This is a genomic window from Eisenbergiella sp. OF01-20 (assembly GCF_003478085.1).
Taxonomy (GTDB): domain Bacteria; phylum Bacillota; class Clostridia; order Lachnospirales; family Lachnospiraceae; genus Eisenbergiella.
In genome coordinates this window covers 59,365-77,508 of record NZ_QUES01000020.1, presented here as the reverse complement: position 1 = coordinate 77,508, position 18,144 = coordinate 59,365, and the positions used below count along the sequence as shown (strand labels likewise).

Annotated in this window: 13 protein-coding genes; all 13 read left to right on the top strand. The window is 46.8% G+C overall.

Translation table 11 applies throughout. From position 1 onward, the window contains the following. Window positions 1-106 precede the first annotated feature (106 nt). Window positions 107-829: an IS1096 element passenger TnpR family protein gene (locus tag DXA36_RS20650; RefSeq protein ID WP_118681341.1), complete on the top strand. Its 723-nt coding sequence runs from the start codon at window positions 107-109 to the stop codon at window positions 827-829. 216 nt (window positions 830-1,045) lie between these two features. Next, window positions 1,046-2,764 carry an extracellular solute-binding protein gene (locus DXA36_RS20645; RefSeq protein ID WP_118681340.1) on the top strand — a complete coding sequence of 573 codons (1,719 nt, stop codon included), beginning with the start codon at window positions 1,046-1,048 and terminating at the stop codon, window positions 2,762-2,764. Between the two features lie 44 nt (window positions 2,765-2,808). Then, window positions 2,809-3,723 (top strand): ABC transporter permease, encoded by a 915-nt coding sequence (locus DXA36_RS20640; protein ID WP_118681339.1) that lies wholly within the window; start codon window positions 2,809-2,811, stop codon window positions 3,721-3,723. Window positions 3,724-3,798: 75 nt separating this feature from the next. Next, entirely contained in the window at window positions 3,799-4,659 is an 861-nt protein-coding gene (locus DXA36_RS20635; protein ID WP_118681338.1) for a carbohydrate ABC transporter permease, read from the top strand. Window positions 4,660-4,699: 40 nt separating this feature from the next. Further along, window positions 4,700-5,731 (top strand): family 43 glycosylhydrolase, encoded by a 1,032-nt coding sequence (locus tag DXA36_RS20630; protein WP_118681337.1) that lies wholly within the window; start codon window positions 4,700-4,702, stop codon window positions 5,729-5,731. Between the two features lie 38 nt (window positions 5,732-5,769). Next, window positions 5,770-8,019, top strand: coding sequence for a helix-turn-helix domain-containing protein (locus tag DXA36_RS20625; protein WP_118681336.1), 2,250 nt, complete (start codon window positions 5,770-5,772; stop codon window positions 8,017-8,019). 962 nt (window positions 8,020-8,981) lie between these two features. After that, window positions 8,982-10,685: a sensor histidine kinase gene (locus tag DXA36_RS20615; RefSeq protein WP_118681334.1), complete on the top strand. Its 1,704-nt coding sequence runs from the start codon at window positions 8,982-8,984 to the stop codon at window positions 10,683-10,685. A 15-nt stretch (window positions 10,686-10,700) separates the two neighbouring features. After that, the gene (locus DXA36_RS20610; protein ID WP_118681333.1) at window positions 10,701-12,293 is read left to right on the top strand and encodes a response regulator transcription factor; all 1,593 of its coding nucleotides are present in this window, start codon (window positions 10,701-10,703) and stop codon (window positions 12,291-12,293) included. Window positions 12,294-12,445: 152 nt separating this feature from the next. After that, window positions 12,446-13,996 carry an ABC transporter substrate-binding protein gene (locus DXA36_RS20605; RefSeq protein WP_118681332.1) on the top strand — a complete coding sequence of 517 codons (1,551 nt, stop codon included), beginning with the start codon at window positions 12,446-12,448 and terminating at the stop codon, window positions 13,994-13,996. 114 nt (window positions 13,997-14,110) lie between these two features. Further along, the gene (locus DXA36_RS20600; RefSeq protein ID WP_118681373.1) at window positions 14,111-15,019 is read left to right on the top strand and encodes an ABC transporter permease; all 909 of its coding nucleotides are present in this window, start codon (window positions 14,111-14,113) and stop codon (window positions 15,017-15,019) included. A 10-nt stretch (window positions 15,020-15,029) separates the two neighbouring features. After that, window positions 15,030-15,914: a carbohydrate ABC transporter permease gene (locus DXA36_RS20595; protein WP_118681331.1), complete on the top strand. Its 885-nt coding sequence runs from the start codon at window positions 15,030-15,032 to the stop codon at window positions 15,912-15,914. An 18-nt stretch (window positions 15,915-15,932) separates the two neighbouring features. After that, a complete protein-coding gene (locus DXA36_RS20590; protein ID WP_118681372.1) occupies window positions 15,933-17,534 on the top strand; it encodes a glycoside hydrolase family 5 protein in 1,602 nt (533 codons plus the stop codon). Between the two features lie 192 nt (window positions 17,535-17,726). Next, window positions 17,727-18,131 carry a hypothetical protein gene (locus DXA36_RS20585; RefSeq protein ID WP_118681330.1) on the top strand — a complete coding sequence of 135 codons (405 nt, stop codon included), beginning with the start codon at window positions 17,727-17,729 and terminating at the stop codon, window positions 18,129-18,131. Window positions 18,132-18,144: the final 13 nt, after the last annotated feature.

The window sequence follows — 18,144 nt, the reverse complement described above, 5'->3', positions numbered from 1 at the left end:
GTTTTAAATAAAAGGCTGATAAAATTATTCGGGAGTATTCTAAAGATAAAGAGCTATTTGATATAGATGAATTGAATAAAATCATAACAAAAGCAGGAGAAGGAATATGGGCGGACAAACAAAAGGCAAATGTAAATATTGCGGGAAAGAATATACGAAGTCATACATGATCAGGCATCTGGCGGGATGTAAGGAGCGTATGGCCGGGATTGCCGCTGAAAAAGGTACGAAAAGATGCGGGTATTATGAACTCGCCATTACCGGGAAATACGATAAAGCCTATTGGCTGATCATTGAAATAAGTGAAAATGCCACCTTAAAGGATCTTGATTCTTTTTTAAGGGATATATGGCTGGAATGCTGCGGGCATTTAAGTGCCTTTGAGATATATGGTACCAGCTACGAGATCGCCCCCGATTCGGACAGCTTCTGGGGAAAACCGGCCAAAAGCATGAATTATAAACTGAAATCCGTGCTGCAAAAGGGTATGGTCATTAACTATGAGTATGATTTTGGTTCCACCACGGAGCTTGTTATAAATGTACAGGAATATAGGGAGTCCTATTGGAAAAAGGATAATCTGGTCATTTTGTCAAGGAATAATCCTCCGGAAATCCTGTGTGATGAGTGCAATGAGAAACCGGCTGTTGTTGTTTGCACACAGTGTATATATGAGGGGACGGGGTTCTTATGTGATGACTGTAAGGAAACGCATGAATGTGGGGAAGACATGCAGTTAATGGTTTGTAATTCGCCCAGAATGGGGGTTTGTGGATACGAAGGAAGCGTTCTCTATCCGGATCAATTTGTGCCGGATAAGGAAAAGTAGTGCCCTGGCGGCCTGTGCGGCCAGGACTGGAAAAGTAAAAAACAAAATCAATGATTTCATACAAAATCAGCTTTCCAGGCATGAATAATGCATAAGAAAGCTGATTTTGTTTCTTTATAATTGTACAAAAACAACATATACTTGAATCAGCAACACAACCACGATATAAGACCGGCCGGGCTTATAGGAAAACGAATCAGGAAAGGGAGTTACATTATGCAAAAGAAATTACTGTCATGCTTACTTACCGCAGTTTTAGCCGGTTCCCTGCTGGCAGGCTGCGGAAGCTCTTCCGGAAACACGTCTTCAACAGCGGATTCTGTTCCGGCGGAAAACAAAACAGAAGCCGTATCGGAGGAAGGAGGAGCACAGGAACAATCAGATCCGGCCGATAATATTGCAATCAATGCAACAGGAACCGTATATGATTTAGGAGGGCTAACGCTTCCTATCTGCGATCCTGGTTCCGTTACACTTACTTACATGGGAAATGATACCTGGTGTGCCGGTGTCAGCTACAATGACGGAACGGCAGTTCAGAAGGAAATTGAAAACCGTACCGGTATTCATATTGAATGGGATACGTACAGCAGCGATGTGGAAACCGTCCTTCAGACCAGACTGGCCTCCATGGAGGGACTGCCCGATATGGTGGAAATACCGCCCTTTGATTCTAATGTGGGTGTGGATACGTATTCCAGCAATGGCGTGCTGATTCCGCTGAATGATTTACTTGAAGAATATGCCCCTAACATAAAGGCATTATTTGAAAAATATCCGGCGCTGGAAGCCATGTGTACCTCTTCTGACGGAAATATCTATGCGCTGGCGGGCTGGTGGGGGGATATTAATGATTATGTTCCCGATTACCTTTATATCAGACAGGACTGGCTGGATAACCTGGGGCTGGAAATGCCGGAAACGGTAGATGAGCTTTACGATGTGCTGGTAGCCTTCAAGGAGCAGGATGCCAACGGAAACGGAAATCCCAAGGATGAAATTCCCATGGCAACTAAAAACGGCATTAAACAGCTGTATTACCTGATGACAGGTTTCGGTTATGACACCAACTCCTTATGGTATACCGATGACAGCGGGAACGTGCATTATGCTGCCGTAGAGCAGCCATATAAAGAAATGCTGGCATTCCTGAATAAATGCTATTCAGAAGGGCTGATATCCGACGATCTGGACGGCACTCTTCTCACCCAGAATATAACGGAGGACAAGGTGGGGATTGTCTGCCATGATCCTGCCGATAACATGGCATCCTCCGATGATTTGGCAAGGACAAGCAACCCTGACTGTGACTATGAATTCATGCCGGTTATCCAGGCGGATGAAAACGGCACGGCCCGTATGACCAAAAGAGGCCTTACCTGGCATTATTATGGGGTTACCTCCGCCTGCGAGAACCCGGAAGCCGCAGTCCGGTGGATTGATTATGTATATGCAAGCCAGGACGGCCTGATGCTTTACAACTATGGGATTGAGGGCATGTCCTACGAATATGATGAATCCGGGGAAATCCGGTTCACCGATTTGATAACCAATAATGAAACCTATACCTCCGCTTTTTCCGCGCTGAGAAGTATCGGCGCATGGCCTACTTATTTTATCAACGATTCCGGCGAGGCCTTCATGAAAATATTTGAAGGAACCAAGGTGGAAACCGCATGCAAAGAGGCCTATGGAAATATGGAGAATCCCTTCCCGGAAATGCTGGGAACGGCGGAGGAATCCGAGATTTATACCAGTATATGGCCTGATCTTTCCACTTATCTGGATGAAATGTTCACAGCCTTTGTTATCGGGACCCAGTCACTGGATAACTTTGATAACTATGTGGAAACAGCCAACAGCATGGGAATGCAGGATATTATTGATATGAAATCCGCACAGTACCAGAGATATCGGGAAATTGTGGGACAGTAAAAAGAATGAGGGCGCTTCCTTGCGCCCTCCGGAGAGGAAGATATATGAAAGCGCTTCGTACCTTACAGAAAAACTGCAGGCGGGATTGGATGCTTTTGCTGATCGTTCTTCCGGGCGTGCTGTATTTTGCCATCTTTTGTTATGGCCCCATGTATGGGATATTGATAGCTTTTAAAGATTACAACATATCCAGGGGAGTATGGGGAAGCCCCTGGGCGGGGATGAAGCATTTCAGGGAATTGGTGGAATCCGTTTACTTCGGACGTCTGGTTAAAAATACATTCTTGCTCAGCATTGAGCAGCTGCTGTGGTCCTTCCCCGTACCGATAGCCTTCGCCCTGCTCTTAAATGAACTTAAGCACAGCGGAATCCGCAGGGTGGCCCAGACGGCGGCTTATCTTCCCCACTTTGTTTCTGTGGTGGTAGTGGTGGGAATCCTGAAAGATCTGCTGTCATCCAACGGCGGTGTGCTCACACAGCTGCTTGCCGGTTTCGGTGTGCTGCCTAAAAATTATTTTAACCTTCCGGAAGCCTTCCGCACCCTGTATGTGGGTTCCGGTGTCTGGCAGGAATTCGGCTGGAATTCTATTATCTATGTGGCGGCTATCGCCGGAATAGACCAGGAGATGTATGAATCTGCCTCTCTTGACGGTGCGGGCCGGTGGAAAAAACTGATATACATAACCCTTCCATCTATCGCCCCCACCATCATCCTTCTTCTGATCCTGAATATGGGAAATATGCTGAACATTGGTTATGAGAAGGTAATCCTTATGTATAACTCGGCAACCTATTCCACTGCCGACATTTTTTCCACCTATGTATACCGTAAAGGGCTTCTGAATGCCCAGTACAGCTTTGCTTCCGCCGTGGGGCTGGCCAATTCTATAATCAATATAGTGATTTTGCTGGGGGCCAATTTCCTGGCGAAAAAAACCACCGAAACCAGTATATTCTGATGGAAAAGGCAGAAAGGCTGCGAGACGGATGTGAGAAAAGACAGAAACTGAAATCCGGCGGAGGAAGGATTAACCATGAACAGAAAAGAAAGATTGATACCATCGGACATCCCGATTATGATAGCGACTGTTTTTATCATTATTTTTACTTTATATCCGGTCATTTATGTGGTGAGCATGTCTTTCAGTGAGCCTTCCCATGTGCTGGCCAGAGATGTGTATTTTCTGCCGAAGGGGTTTTCCCTGAAGGCCTACCGCATGATTCTGGATAATGCCACAGTGCTGCGTTCCTTTGCCAATACCATCTGGTATACGGCGGTGGGAGCGTCTGCCAGCGTAACACTGACAGCAACCACAGCCTTTGTTCTGTCCAGAAAGCGTTTTTTCCTGCGCAGACAGCTTTCTCTGCTGATGACGCTGACGATGTTTATCAGCACAGGGCTGGTACCTCTTTATATCCTGGTACAGAAAATGCATTTATACAACACCAGATGGGCCATTGTTCTTCCCTATATTATCAGCGCCTATAACCTGATTATAACCCGTTCCTTTTTTGAATCCCTTCCGGAGGAGATGGCGGAAGCTGTAAAAATAGACGGCGGATCAGAATGGACGGTAATGACGCGTATTTTTTTCCCCCTATCCAAACCTATCATTTCCGTGCTGATACTGTTTTATGGTGTGGGTTACTGGAACAGCTATTTCGCGCCGCTGATTTTTCTGTCCGATGAAAAGCGGAAGCCCATTCAGCTGTATCTGCGGAGTATACTGATTACCAGTGAGGTCCAGGCATCAGGAATGGGGCTGGATGCGGTGCTGATGAACGAGCAGATGAAATATGCCGTGATTGTCATAGCCTGCTTTCCTGTCATGATCCTGTACCCCTTTATTCAGAAATATTTCGAAAAGGGCGTACTTATCGGCGCTGTAAAATAGTCAGGAATTATATAATTCATAACAGAAAGGATAAATATATATGAATAGCAAAGCACCGGAAGGAATGAGCAGCGCAGAGCGCATCGCCTTTTATGATTGTGAGGAAAACCGGAAATACTATCAATACGGAACTGGCGGAGGCTGGAAAAAATACGGGAAAAACCCGGTATTCGGCGGGGACTATGCTACCTGCTTTGACGTTTCTCTTTTGCTGGAAGAAGGAAAAGAAGGGGAACCGGTATTTAAAATGTGGTTTTCCTGGCGTCCGAAACGGGCTGTCGGTTATACGGAAAGTACGGATGGCATCCATTGGGAAGAACCGTGTGTCGTATTGGCCCCGGTGCCGGGTTCCTCCTGGGAAGCGGATGAAATCAACCGACCCACCGTGATTCATCATAACGGACAATATTGGATGTGGTATTCCGGGCAGATGAAGCCCTATCTGGAGGACGGTCGGTCGGTGATCGGCCTCGCAGTCAGCTCTGACGGAATCCACTGGGAACGCAGGAGGGAACCGGTGATGGAGCCGGACCGGGCATGGGAGCTGCAGGCCATTATGTGTCCACATGTATTATTCGACGAAGAGGATATGCTCTATAAAATGTGGTATGCCGCCGGCTGCAACCACGAACCCGACGCCATTGGTTATGCCTGCAGCCCTGACGGTATCCATTGGGAAAAATATGAGAATAACCCTGTATTAGCCGGGGATAAATCCTGTTTGTGGGAACAGCATAAGGTGGTGGCTCCCTGTGTGATCAAACAGAAAGGGTGGTTCTATATGTTCTACGTGGGCCATCTCCATGAAGAAAGGGCACAGGTAGGCCTGGCCAGATCGGCGGACGGCATTACGGGCTGGGAAAAACATCCGGACAATCCTCTCATATGTCCCACAGAGGGGGACTGGGATTCGGTAGCCGTGTATAAGCCTTTTGTCCTGCGGGCAGGGGATAAATGGATGATGTGGTATAATGGAGCCGCATATGAAGAATCCATGTGGGTATTGGAACAAATAGGCCTGGCAGAATTGGAAGGTCCGGATTTATTCCCGCGGGCAGCGGGCCGGGAGTAAGCTTAGGCGGCCTTACGGCTGCGGCGGGGGAGCGGAACATGAGGAAGGGTAAAAAATTTCAGACAAAGCATAAGATGTTTGTTTCTTATGTCTGCATACCGGTGGTTATTCTCACGGTAATTTCCTGCCTGTTTTCATTTCTTTATTATCACATGACTCGGGAACGGGTGCTGAATTTCGAAAATTCCATTGCGGAAAATTTGGACAGTGAGCTGAAAAATCTGATGGATAACCTGATAAAATCATCGGCCCAATACTCCATGACTCCCTGGGTAACCCGTCTGAAATATATGCAGAGGATACCGGAGCTTATGTCCCGGAACATAACCGCATCGGACATTTCTGATTATGCCAGCACCCTTTCACTGACGGAAATCAACGACAGCATGGTGGAATCTATCTACATTTACTACAGCCTAGGCGGTTTTGGAATCAGCAGTATCGGAAAAGTGAACTGGAAGGAATACGTAAGCATTTATCAGGTCCAATGCGGGGATACCGCCTTTTTGTCCGGCGCCATGCTGGATCAGAATAACCAGAAAACCATCTGCCACAATGCAAGCCTGATGAAAAACGGGAAGCGGGTGACGGGTTTCTTTATGCTGCAGACCATACCCCTGCAGAATTCATATTCAGGAGAAGTAAATATCCTTTTCTTTGTACCCTATGATAAAATCTGCGCCTATATTGAGAATTTCATGGATGACGGAACCTCCTGTTTTTACCTTACGGACGGGCAGAAAATAATTTATGCCTGGGGGACGGACAAGGGGCCTTTTCGCCCGGGAGATTCTATGGAAACCCTGAAGACGGCAGACAAGGAATACCGGTACAGCGAGGAGTTTGGAGTATACCTATCCCAATATACCAAAGCCGGTATGGAAATGGGCATTGTGCAGATTCTGGATACTGATTTCCTGTACAGGGATTTTACTGTTTTTACGGAATGGCTGGTTATGGGATATCTGGTGCTGCTGGCGCTGATTGTGGTAGTGGCTTCCCGGATGGCCAAATACAGCTACCAGCCGCTGGAACATATCATGAACATGTTGGCGCAGGAGGATTCGGAGGGCAGTGTTAATGAGTACCAGATCATAGAAAAAGCACTGGAAGAACTGGACTCTCAGAAAAAACGCCTCGAAGTGACAGTCTTCGAACAAAATCCCCTCATCGAACAGTATATTCTCCATACGCTTCTCCAATCCAATAAACCGCAGGCTAACGAGGTGAAATATGTAAACACCATGCGTCAGTATTCCCTCTACCGCTGTCTGGCACTTAAACACAGCCCGGAAGCAGGGCAGTATATCAAGGAAATTGATTCCTGTCTTGCGGTCTATCCCCAGATCCATTCTGCCTTCGTGGAAGAGGATAAATACTATATCTGGGTGCTGAGTTATGGAGAGGAAAGCCTTATGGAAGAGATTTCCGATCTCCTGTCCCAGACCTTTGACGATTCCGGCTACAAAGATGCTGCCCTTGGTATGAGCAAGGTACATGAAGATATTCTGCACATTTTATCCGCCTATAATCAGGCGGTGAGGGCGCTGGAATACCATTTCTTCTATCCTGAAAAAAAGGTCATCCGTCTGGAGGAGGATCGCATAGAGGAACGGGATTTAAACTGTTCGTCCTTTGAAATACCGGAAGATAAAAGAAAGAACATGGAGAAAGCGGTGCAGGATCTGAACGCCGGAACGTTGTTTGAAGCCTATCAATCGCTCCTCCTGTACAATTTTCATACACGTTTCCTTCATAAAGAAGCTTATTTTGCAGGCATTCACAAACTGAATGCTATGCTTCTGGAACTGTTTGGCGAAAAAAGTCTGGGTAAGCTCACGCCCCAGATGGAACTGCTGGAACCGGAAAGCTTTGCAGGCCTGGACAGCTACTTGCAGACCTTCCGCCTGAAAACACTCCGGCTGATCGAACAGTGCGTGGCGAAAGAAAACCCGGTATACTATGCCAGAAACCAGATGATCCGGCAATATGTGGAGGATCATCTGACCGACGCCAATCTTTCCCTTAATGAAACCGCCCGGGTGATGCACTATACCGCTACCTATTTCGGGAAATATTTCAAGGAGCAGTTCGGCTGTACCTTCCAGAAATATGTGGCATCCAGAAGGATTGAATGCGCCATTTCCCTTATGGAAAAGAAGAATATGAATGTGCAGGAAATTGCTTTAAAATGCGGGTTTACCAATGATGTGACATTCAGGAGGACATTTAAGATGTATGCGGGGGTTACCCCTTCCCAGTATGAGAAGGGGCAGGAAGCGGAATAGGATGCAGCCCGTCCGTATTTCGAAGAGCGAAAAGGTTTACCGATATTTTTCCGCGTCTGCTGCAGCCGTTTGAAAAAGGAGATGCTTATTGGAAAATAAATAAGATGGGTGTATATGTGTATGTCCTGTTTTAGACGATAGAATCGAGTTTAAAGGTTTTGAAGGCTTAAATTTCTCTGTGGATGTGGGGAGAATTTCAAGTCATCCTCACTGAAAATTTATTTTCATTTTAGATGATATTTATGGTAATGTGTTGAATTTTATTTTATATAACCATAAAAATATGCTTTTGTATTGATGAATAACATGATAGAATATCGATAAAACAGAAACTGTAATTTGATATGAAAAAAACGCACTGGATTACCAAAGACGGAATATAAGTACAATATGTGTTAATAGAGGAAAGGACAAATGGAGAAAGGAGCTTAAAATGCCGCACTATCCTGTAATAGATAAAGTGAAAACCGGTAACCATATTTTACAGCGAATCCTCTGACAAGGCGGAATCCGGCTTCATGTCGGATATATTTGCTTCCGGCTGCGTATGCAGAGGATATAAATTATTCAGGGCCGGCAAGAATTCACTTGATTTCTATATAGCATCTGAATTGGGCAGAATTGTTCGGATGAAAAGCATACGGTCATTCTTGATTCTACGATTGAGAAATGTATTCATGAAGCTCAGGAAAGGAACGAACGGACATATCATGTCAGACAGCGTTTGAAAAAGGTAAGTATTGAAACTGAATTATCCGCATATAAGGAACGTAACCGTATGAAATCATTAGTCCATAACGCCCTTGCGGAGACTGAGTTTGCAGAAACAGCTGGAATATCCGTCCCGGATATTCCAGCTTGTTTTTTATACATCCTTACTACACATTTATGTTACAATAAACTGGAAAATCCATCATCTGGTATATGCGATATAATACAAATATAAGAAAAGAGGACAACCCATGAACCGTCCAATCACCGCCAAAACCGCTCTTCTGAAAATATCCATGCTGTTTCTAATCCCCTTCTTTCTCTTTATGTTCGGCCTGAACGTCTACAGTAATACCATTTACAGACAGCGCCTTACGGAAAACAATCAAACGCGGCTCACCATGTATGAATCCTTTCTGGAGGAGGATTTGAAGAATATAGAATACTTCATGTCGGATATGATTGCCAATGACGGCGGTTTTAATGCCCTGCGTTATCCCTTAAGCTATGTAGACAGCTATCTGCAGGTCCAGCAGCTTCAGGAAAAATTCGAATCCGTCATGAAAACCATTGACAGCATATCGGCCTTTTGCATTATCAGCCCGAAAAGCAATATTACCAACGGCCCATTCCGTAAGAATGTTTCCTACGATGAAAAGGAGAATATTAAAACCTATCTCAACCGGCTTGTGAAGGAAAAAGGGGATGGGGCTATTACCGACTGGCGGGTACAGAAAATAGGTGATACATACTATTTTTTGAAAATCATGGGGCTGGGCGGCGTTTACAGCAGCTGTATTATCGATGTGGGAAATGTATCCGCGATTGAGGAAATAGGAAGTGAAAACAGTTATCTTGTGTTTGAAGAAAAGGAGGAAATCCTATCTTATGAGGAACAGATGAAGGATCTGGGAATCCGTGTACAGGAAGGGAAAACCTCCTACCTGACAGGCAACGCCAGAAATCAGTTTGTAGTGATGAGCTATTCAGAAATCCTGAATTGCTATCTGATGTTGGTGGAACCATACCGGGGGATTTGGAGTATGGAATCCCTGCCTCTTGTCATGCTGCTTCTCTCGGTCTTTTTTGTTATCCTGTTGTTAAGATGCTACCGCATGCTGAAACGTGACTTCCTTAATCCGTTGGAACAGATGGTGGAAACCATGGAACAAATCGGCGATGATGGGTTGGAATCCCGCCTTTGTGTGAGAAATGAGGTTAAGGAATATAAAAAAATGGAATCTACCTTTAATGCCATGATGGATCGAATCAAGGAACTCAAAATCCTGGCATATGTGCGCTTGATTCAGGCCCAGCAGACAGAGCTGCAGTATTATCAGATTCAGATACGTCCCCACTTTTTCCTGAACTGTATGAAAAACCTGTACGCGATGACGGCGGCCCGGAAATATGCACAGATGCAGGAAATGATATTGACTCTGTCCGAATATTTACGGGCGGTTTTAAAGGATCATGATATGATTGTACCTTTGGGAAAAGAACTGGACAGTGTCCGTTCTTATGTAAAGCTGCAGCAGATGAGCAGTGCCAGGCCGCCGGAATATGAGGAGGATGTGAGTCAACCGCTTATGCAGTTCGGGATACCGCCTATGTCTTTGCTGACCTTTGTGGAGAACTCCTTCAAGTATGAAAAGAGCGGGGAAGGATCCATGCAGATATTGATTAAGGCAAGGCTGTTCCTGGACGGGGAAGAAAAATTTGTGAATATCACTATTATGGATAATGGGAAAGGTTTTCCTGAGGAGGTTCTGAAGATTTTGAATGATCCTGAAAAGAGGATGCCGGGGGAACATATGGGAATCAATAATGTGGAACAGCGTTTTTCTCTTGTTTATCAAAAACCGTGCAGCTTTGTATACAGCAATATGAGCGGGGCCTGTGTGGATATTTTTATCCCCTTTGAAGAAGCAAGGCGGCCGGCAGTTAATTTGTAAGGGAGGAAAGTAACTATGACAGTGTTGGTGATTGATGATCAGATACATGTGGTGGAGGGGATTCTGTCCGAGGTACCCTGGGAAAATCTCGGAGTGGACAAGGTCTGGAAGGCTTACAATGCGGTGGAAGCAAAAGGAATCCTTCTGCTTCATAAAGTGGACATCATGCTTTGCGATATAGAAATGCCGGGAGAAAACGGACTTTCCCTGCTTAAGTGGACGCAGGATCAGGGGATGGAGACAGAATGTATCTTTCTTACCGCCCATGCAGATTTTGTTTATGCCAGGACAGCTATGCAGCTGGGAAGTTTCGACTATATTCTGCAGCCTGCCAGATACGAAGATATCGGGAATGCCATTTTGCGGGCAAAACAGAGAATCCGGGATAAACGTGAGCAGCAGAAATTTTATTCTTATGGAAAAACACTTTTTGAGGAGCGTGACCGGATAACGGATCAGCTTTTCAGGGAATGGTATCAGGAACCGGAAAATGGGGAGAGGTACCGGAAGCTGTTGGTGGATATGCAGAAAATGGGGCGGAATATCTGTGATTCCAGTCCGTGTTTTCTTATTTTATACCAGATCCTGAGTTGGAATAATGCACCATGGGAACAGGATTTATTCCGTTATTCCTGCGCCAATATTCTGGAAGAACTGTTTCAGGAATGGAAAAGCAAGGTCTATATCGGCTGCCTGAGTCATGAGGAATATATATTCCTTGTTTACGGAGAGGAAGGAAAACAACCTGACGAGGAAAAAATAAGAAGGCAGTTGGAGAATTTTTATAATACTGCTTCCCGTTTTTTCTGCTGTGAACAGGCGCTGTATGTGAGCGGTACCGGAATGTTCCGTTCGATGCCGGGGAAGTTGGATGCCATCAGGCATAAAAATAAGGATAATGTAGCCCGGAAGCCGGGAATTTATGTGGAAGAGGAGCGAAAAGAAACGAAAACGGCCCCAATCCTCCAGCCGGATTTCAGAACCTGGGAAACGTTGCTTGTCCGGGGAATGGGAAAAACGGTTTATGAAGAAGCCTGCCGGTATCTGCAGGAACTGGCGGATGCGGATGCGCTGAACGCGGAGAGCCTTCAGAAGTTTTATAATGGTTTTTACAGGATTATCTGTCTGACGGAAGAAAAGACGGATACGTCCTGGGAGGATATATTCCCGGAGGAACAGCAGCGGCAGACCGCGCTGCACGCCTATGAGACGCTGCAGAATATGTTGGCCTTTTTAAAAATCGTTACTTCCTATTTTGCAGAGGAGGAGGAAGATGCAGGAAGAGCAGGAGGACAGGTGGAGGCCATAAAAGAATACATATATCACCATCTGGACAGTGACATCCGCAGGGAGGATATCGCAGTACAGGTATTTATGAACCCCAACTATGTTTCCCGCCTGTTTAAAAAAGTGGAAGGAATTTCCCTAAAAGAATTTATTGTCCGTGAAAAGATGAAAATGGCCAGGGCGCTTCTTATCGGTTCCCAGCTTCCGGTGAGTATAGTGGCGTTGAAGGTTGGCTATAGTAATTTTTCCCACTTTTCCCAGGTTTACAGAAAAACGTTCGGTGTCAGTCCGACGGACGAAAGGAAAAAGCAGGAAGAGTGAACAAATTCAACAGCGAAATGTCACTTTTTTGACAATAGACGGCGAATCTATCAAAGAAGTAATAATTATGACAATAACAGGTTACAAACGAGGCGGAACCGGGGGAGCTGCCATGCTATAGTAGAATCATCAAAAACAAGGGAGGGAATGAAATGAAACGAAAATGGTTGGCAGGCTTACTTACAGCAGCGCTGATTTCCACAGCGATAGCGGGCTGCGGAGGAACGAAGGAACAGGCGGGCGCCCAGACGAATACACCGTCCGCCTCCGGAACGGAACAGGCGGAAAGCACAGCTTCGGAGGCAGATGCCGGTGATTTATCCGGGCAGGAAGAATATGTCTGCAAGATTGTATGCGTCGGGGATGCCGCCTCGGAGAGCTGTGAAAAGGTAGCGGAGGCGGCTTCTGAAATAACGCTGGCCAAGTATAATACAAGGATTGAACTGGTGCGTTTAAGCTACGGCAGTTTTTCAGAGGAAGTAAACCTCATGCTTTCTTCCGGAGAAAAGCTGGATCTGTTCCCGAATTTCGCATTTTCCACAATTACGGCAGCCAATACGGGGCAGATTTTGGCCCTGGATGATTTACTTCCGGATTATGGAAAAGATATTCTGTCTGTCGTACCGGATACGGACTGGAACTGTGTAAGCATAGGCGGACAGATTTACGGCGTACCTAACAATAAGGATAAGGCGGAGGGCTTCGGCATCGCTATGAGAACGGACATGCTGGAGGCATCCGGCTACGATATTTCCGCCATTAAGACGGAAGAGGATCTGGAAGGCCTGTTCGCCGCTGTAAAAGAAAAATACCCGGACAGCTATCCGCTGGTATCCGATAATGGAGGCATGGGCTATTACAATATTACCAGGGATGATTTGGGCGGTGACTTCGGCTGGCTTGAGAACTGCCTGGATGATTCGGAGATGACGGTGGTTGACTGGTATGAAACGGATACCTTCAAAGACATTGTACAGCGCAGGTATGACTGGGCACAGCAGGGGTATATTATGCCTGATGCGGCGACAAACACCCAAAATGCCTATGAACTGATGGCGGCAGGAAAGGGCTTCAGCTACTTCTGTAATACAAAACCCGGGATCGAAGCGGAGTGGAGCAGGAAAGTAGGCAAGGACATCACGGTTGTGGAGCTGGTGGAAACTTACCGTACCTCCGCATCAGGAATGAATACCTGGTATATTGCCCATAACAGTGAAAAACCAGAACGAGCCATGCAGGTGTTGAACGAAATATACAGCAACCCCGATTTAAGCAACATCCTGATTAACGGGATAGAAGGGGAAAACTTCCTGATTGATGAGGAAAAAGGCGTACTCACCTATCCCGAAGGCGTGGATGCATCCAATACCACCTACAGCAGCGTGGCCTGGGTATGGCCCAATGAACTGATCAGCATTCCCTGGGAGGTTGACGGCGCGGATATTTGGAAGCAGACGGAAGAATTCAACAATAACGCAAAGCTGAGCAAGGCATTCGGCTTTGTATGGGATAATTCCGATGTGCTCAATGAAATCACGGCATGCAACAATGTTATGGCAAAGTACAAAAATGCCCTGGACTGCGGCTCCCTGAATCCGGAAGAAGCGGTTCCCAAAATGATGCAGGAGCTGAAGGATGCGGGCATCGATACCATCATAGCCGAAAAACAGGCACAGCTGGATGCCTGGGCGGCGCAGCAGTAGGCAGAGATTTTGCAGGAAACAAGAGGAAAATAAGGCGGTAAAGCAGAAGGAAAAGGGTGTGGAACGCACCCTTCTTCCCTATCCGCCCAAACAGGAGGGAATCCGGTGAACAAAATGAAACGTGCAAGATGGAGGAGATACCTCCCCTTATATCTGATGCTGCTGCCGGGAGGCATCTATCTGATCCTAAACAACTATCTGCCTATGGCGGGAACCGTGGTAGCTTTTAAAAAATATAATTTTCAAAAAGGAATCTTCGGCAGTGAATGGAACGGACTGAAAAACTTTATATTCCTTTTTAAGACCAAGGATGCCTGGATCATAACAAGGAACACCATCTGCTATAATCTGGTTTTCATTCTCCTGGGTACGGCAGCAGCGATTACCGTAGCCATATTACTGTCGGAAATCAAAGCGGTGCGGGCCAAAAAAACATACCAGACGCTGATCCTCCTTCCTTTTCTGGTGTCTATCGTAGTTGTCAGCTACATCGTATATGGGTTCTTAAGTACGGAATACGGGTTTGTGAACCATGTCCTTCAAAACATGGGAAAGGATAAAATTTCCTGGTATTCCAACCCGGCCTGGTGGCCTCTGATTCTTGTGCTGGTCAACCTTTGGAAAAATATCGGCTATAACTGCGTATTGTATTATGCCACACTGATGGGAATTGATTCCTCCTATTACGAAGCGGCGGTGGTGGACGGCGCAGGCCGCTGGCAGAGAATCCGTTACATAACGCTTCCCGCTTTGGTCCCAACCATCAGTATCCTGACACTGATGTCGGTATCCAGGATTTTTTATTCCGATTTCGGGCTTTTTTACCAGGTACCCATGAACAGCGGCCCTTTGATCGACGTTACCAACACCATTGATACCTATGTTTACAGGGGTCTGATGGAAACCAATAATATCGGCATGTCTGCGGCGGCCGGACTTTACCAGTCCCTGGTGGGCTTTATTCTCGTGATGACGGCAAACTGGGCGGTAAGAAGGCAGAATGAAGAAAGCGCGCTTTTTTAGGAGGGAAACCATGGTTGAAAGAAATAAGACATTTCAGATAGTGGCAAACGGGATTATGATTTTACTGGTTATTTTCTGCCTGCTCCCGCTGATCCTTCTGTTTTCCTCCTCCCTGAATGAAGAGCATGCGCTGATTGTGAACGGGTATTCCTTTATCCCTTCCAGGCTGGACTTTTCCGCCTACCGATATATTCTGGTGGATTCCTCCCAGCTTTTGCGGGGATATGCAATCTCCGCTCTGGTTACCGTGGCGGGAACCACAGTAAACCTTATGTTTACGGTGTTGTTCGCCTATCCGCTTTCCAGAAAGGATTTGCCGGGTAAAAATATCATAGCCTTTTTCCTGTTCTTCACGATGTTATTTAACGGAGGGCTGGTTCCTTCTTATATTATGTGGACACAGAATTTCCATATTAAAAATACCATATGGGCACTGATTGTACCCAACCTTCTTATGGGCGCCTTTTATGTCATTATGATGCGGACCTATCTCACCGGCAATATACCCGAGGAAGTCATCGATGCGGCCAGGATTGACGGCTCCGGGGAAGGCGGGATACTGCTCCGTATCGTAGTGCCCATGGCAAAGCCTATCCTGTCCACCCTGGCTTTGCTTGTGGGGCTTGGTTATTGGAATGACTGGCTGAACGGCCTGTATTATATTAACAAAGATACCCTGTACAGTATCCAGGTGCTGCTGAACCGGATGCTGCTGGATACCCAGTTCCTGATGAGCAGCGCAAGTCAGGGCATGAATATTGATACCAGCCAGCTTCCTTCCACAGGAATTAAAATGGCGATAGCGGTTATGGGGATTCTGCCTATTCTGGCAGTCTATCCCTTCCTGCAGAAATATCTGGTACAGGGAATTACGATCGGCGCGGTGAAAGGTTAGATGAGGAAAATGAATACAATGAAAGGTTTTTTACATACGGAAGGAAAGAAAATTACAGACGGTTCAGGAAAAGAAATCCTGCTCACCGGATGGGGTCTTGGCAACTGGCTCCTGCAGGAGGGGTACATGTGGAAGGCATACGGGAAACGGTTTGACAGGCCTTCCCGTATCGAAAAATGTGTGGAGGAACTGACCGGCCGGGAGTACGCCGGCTATTTCTGGAAAAAATACAGGGAAAATTATATCCGCCGGGAGGATATCCTCGCCATGGCCGCATTGGGGTACAATTCCGTGCGGATTCCCTTCAGCTACCGTCTGTTTATGGAGGATGGTCCGGGCATCCGCTGGAAGGAGGAAGGATTTGCCCTGCTGGATCAATGCCTTGCCTGGTGTGAAGAGGCAGGCATGTATGCATTTCTTGATCTGCATGGGGCACCCGGCGGACAAACCGGTTCCAATATTGATGACTCTGTGGATAACGTCCCCCGATTGTTCATAGACAGGGACTGCAGGGACAAAGCCTGTGCATTATGGAAACAGCTGGCCCTGCGTTACCGCAGCCGGGAGGTGGTGGGGGGATATGATCTTCTCAATGAACCCATTATTCCGCCGGAGGCGGGCAACGGCGATTACGATTACCTGCTTCCGGCACTTGAGAGTTTTTATGAAGAGGTAATAACGGAAATCAGAAAAGTGGATACCGGACATATGCTGTCAATAGAAGGCGCCCATTGGGCCACGGATGTCCGCATTTTCCATAAAAAGTATGATGCCAATATGGTCCTCCATTTTCACCGGTACGCCGAAATGCCGGATAAAGCCTGCCTGAACCGCTTCATAGAGGCCGCCGGACGGCTGGATGTACCGCTGTGGATGGGGGAAACCGGCGAAAATACCAATCCCTGGTACGCCGCCTTGTACCCCCTGGCGGGCGCTCTGGGAATCGGTTATAATCTGTGGCCCTGGAAAAAAATGGACACCGCCAATTCCCCCTGTTCCATCAGGGTACCGGAGGGCTATCATGAAATTCTCAGCTACCTTGAGAAAGGCCCTCACCCCGGGTACGAAAGGGCGCAGCAGATTTTGGAAGAATATCTGGTAAACATCCGTTATGAAAATTGTGAAAAGCATCCGGAGGTAACGGCCCATGTATTCCGCAGACCGCCTTTTTCCATGCAGGCCGTGGATTTTGACGCTGTTCCGGGGGAAGGGGTTTCCTGGAAGGGGAATGGGCTTCCGGGGGAAGACAAGCCGTATCGGAAGGACACCGCATTGGAAATCCGGGAAAGGGATACGGCATGGGATAAGAAATTTGCATTTGACTGCGGCTGGGAACGGCTGGGGCTTGTGCTGCATGCCGGGGAATATGCCTGCTACAGCCTGGATTGCAGCCTCTGCCCGGTACATGTGCTGAAGCTGGCCTTTACCTGCCAGACGGAGGAAGAAGCAGTCGTGCAGTTTGGCCGGAAGGAGGGGAACACCATTCAGGTTATCCTGCATAAGAACGAAAAAGAAGCGGCTGTTTCTCTAGGTGTGATCCCTCCGGGCACGGGGAATACAACCATAAAAATCGAAATCCTCAAAGGTACGGTTCTCTTCGGACAATTACATATTAGCTGAGAAAAAGGACAGACTGCTGCCGGCACGGTCCTTTCCCGCATACGGTTGTTTTGGGCGATGCCCATACCTGAAGAGGAAAGGAAGTGCCGGTTTATTCTGTTTTTATTCCCTATTTCATACCTCCCCTTGAGTTTTCCGCGCCGATAAAGTATTATTATATTACTATTCAATAAAAAGAAAAGGCGGAAGATAATGAGGGAGCAGAAGGACCGCTGTATTTTTTTTGTCCTGGAAAATTTCTTTTTCCTGATCCCCCTCCCATTTGTAGATAAAGTGATAGGAAATCCTTTTACGGAAGGTGAAAATCCGGAAACAGGGTATGTCGATCTATGGGAAGGATGCGGAAAAGATGAGAAAAACAAATACTGGATTCTCTTTTGCAGTGAAGAGGAAATCCTGGGAATGCCTGCATCGGAGGTAATGGGGTTTCCGGATATCGGGGAAAGCCGAATATGGGAACTGCCGGAACAGGTGCGCAGGGAACAGAACCGGTATATAAGCGCTGTCGTTGCAGTCCCTACAGGGGATGAAAGACCGGATTTAGCTTATCTTCTGGACATGGGGGAACTGCGGCGTTGGAGGAGAACTGCCCGGTGAACGGAAGGAGCCG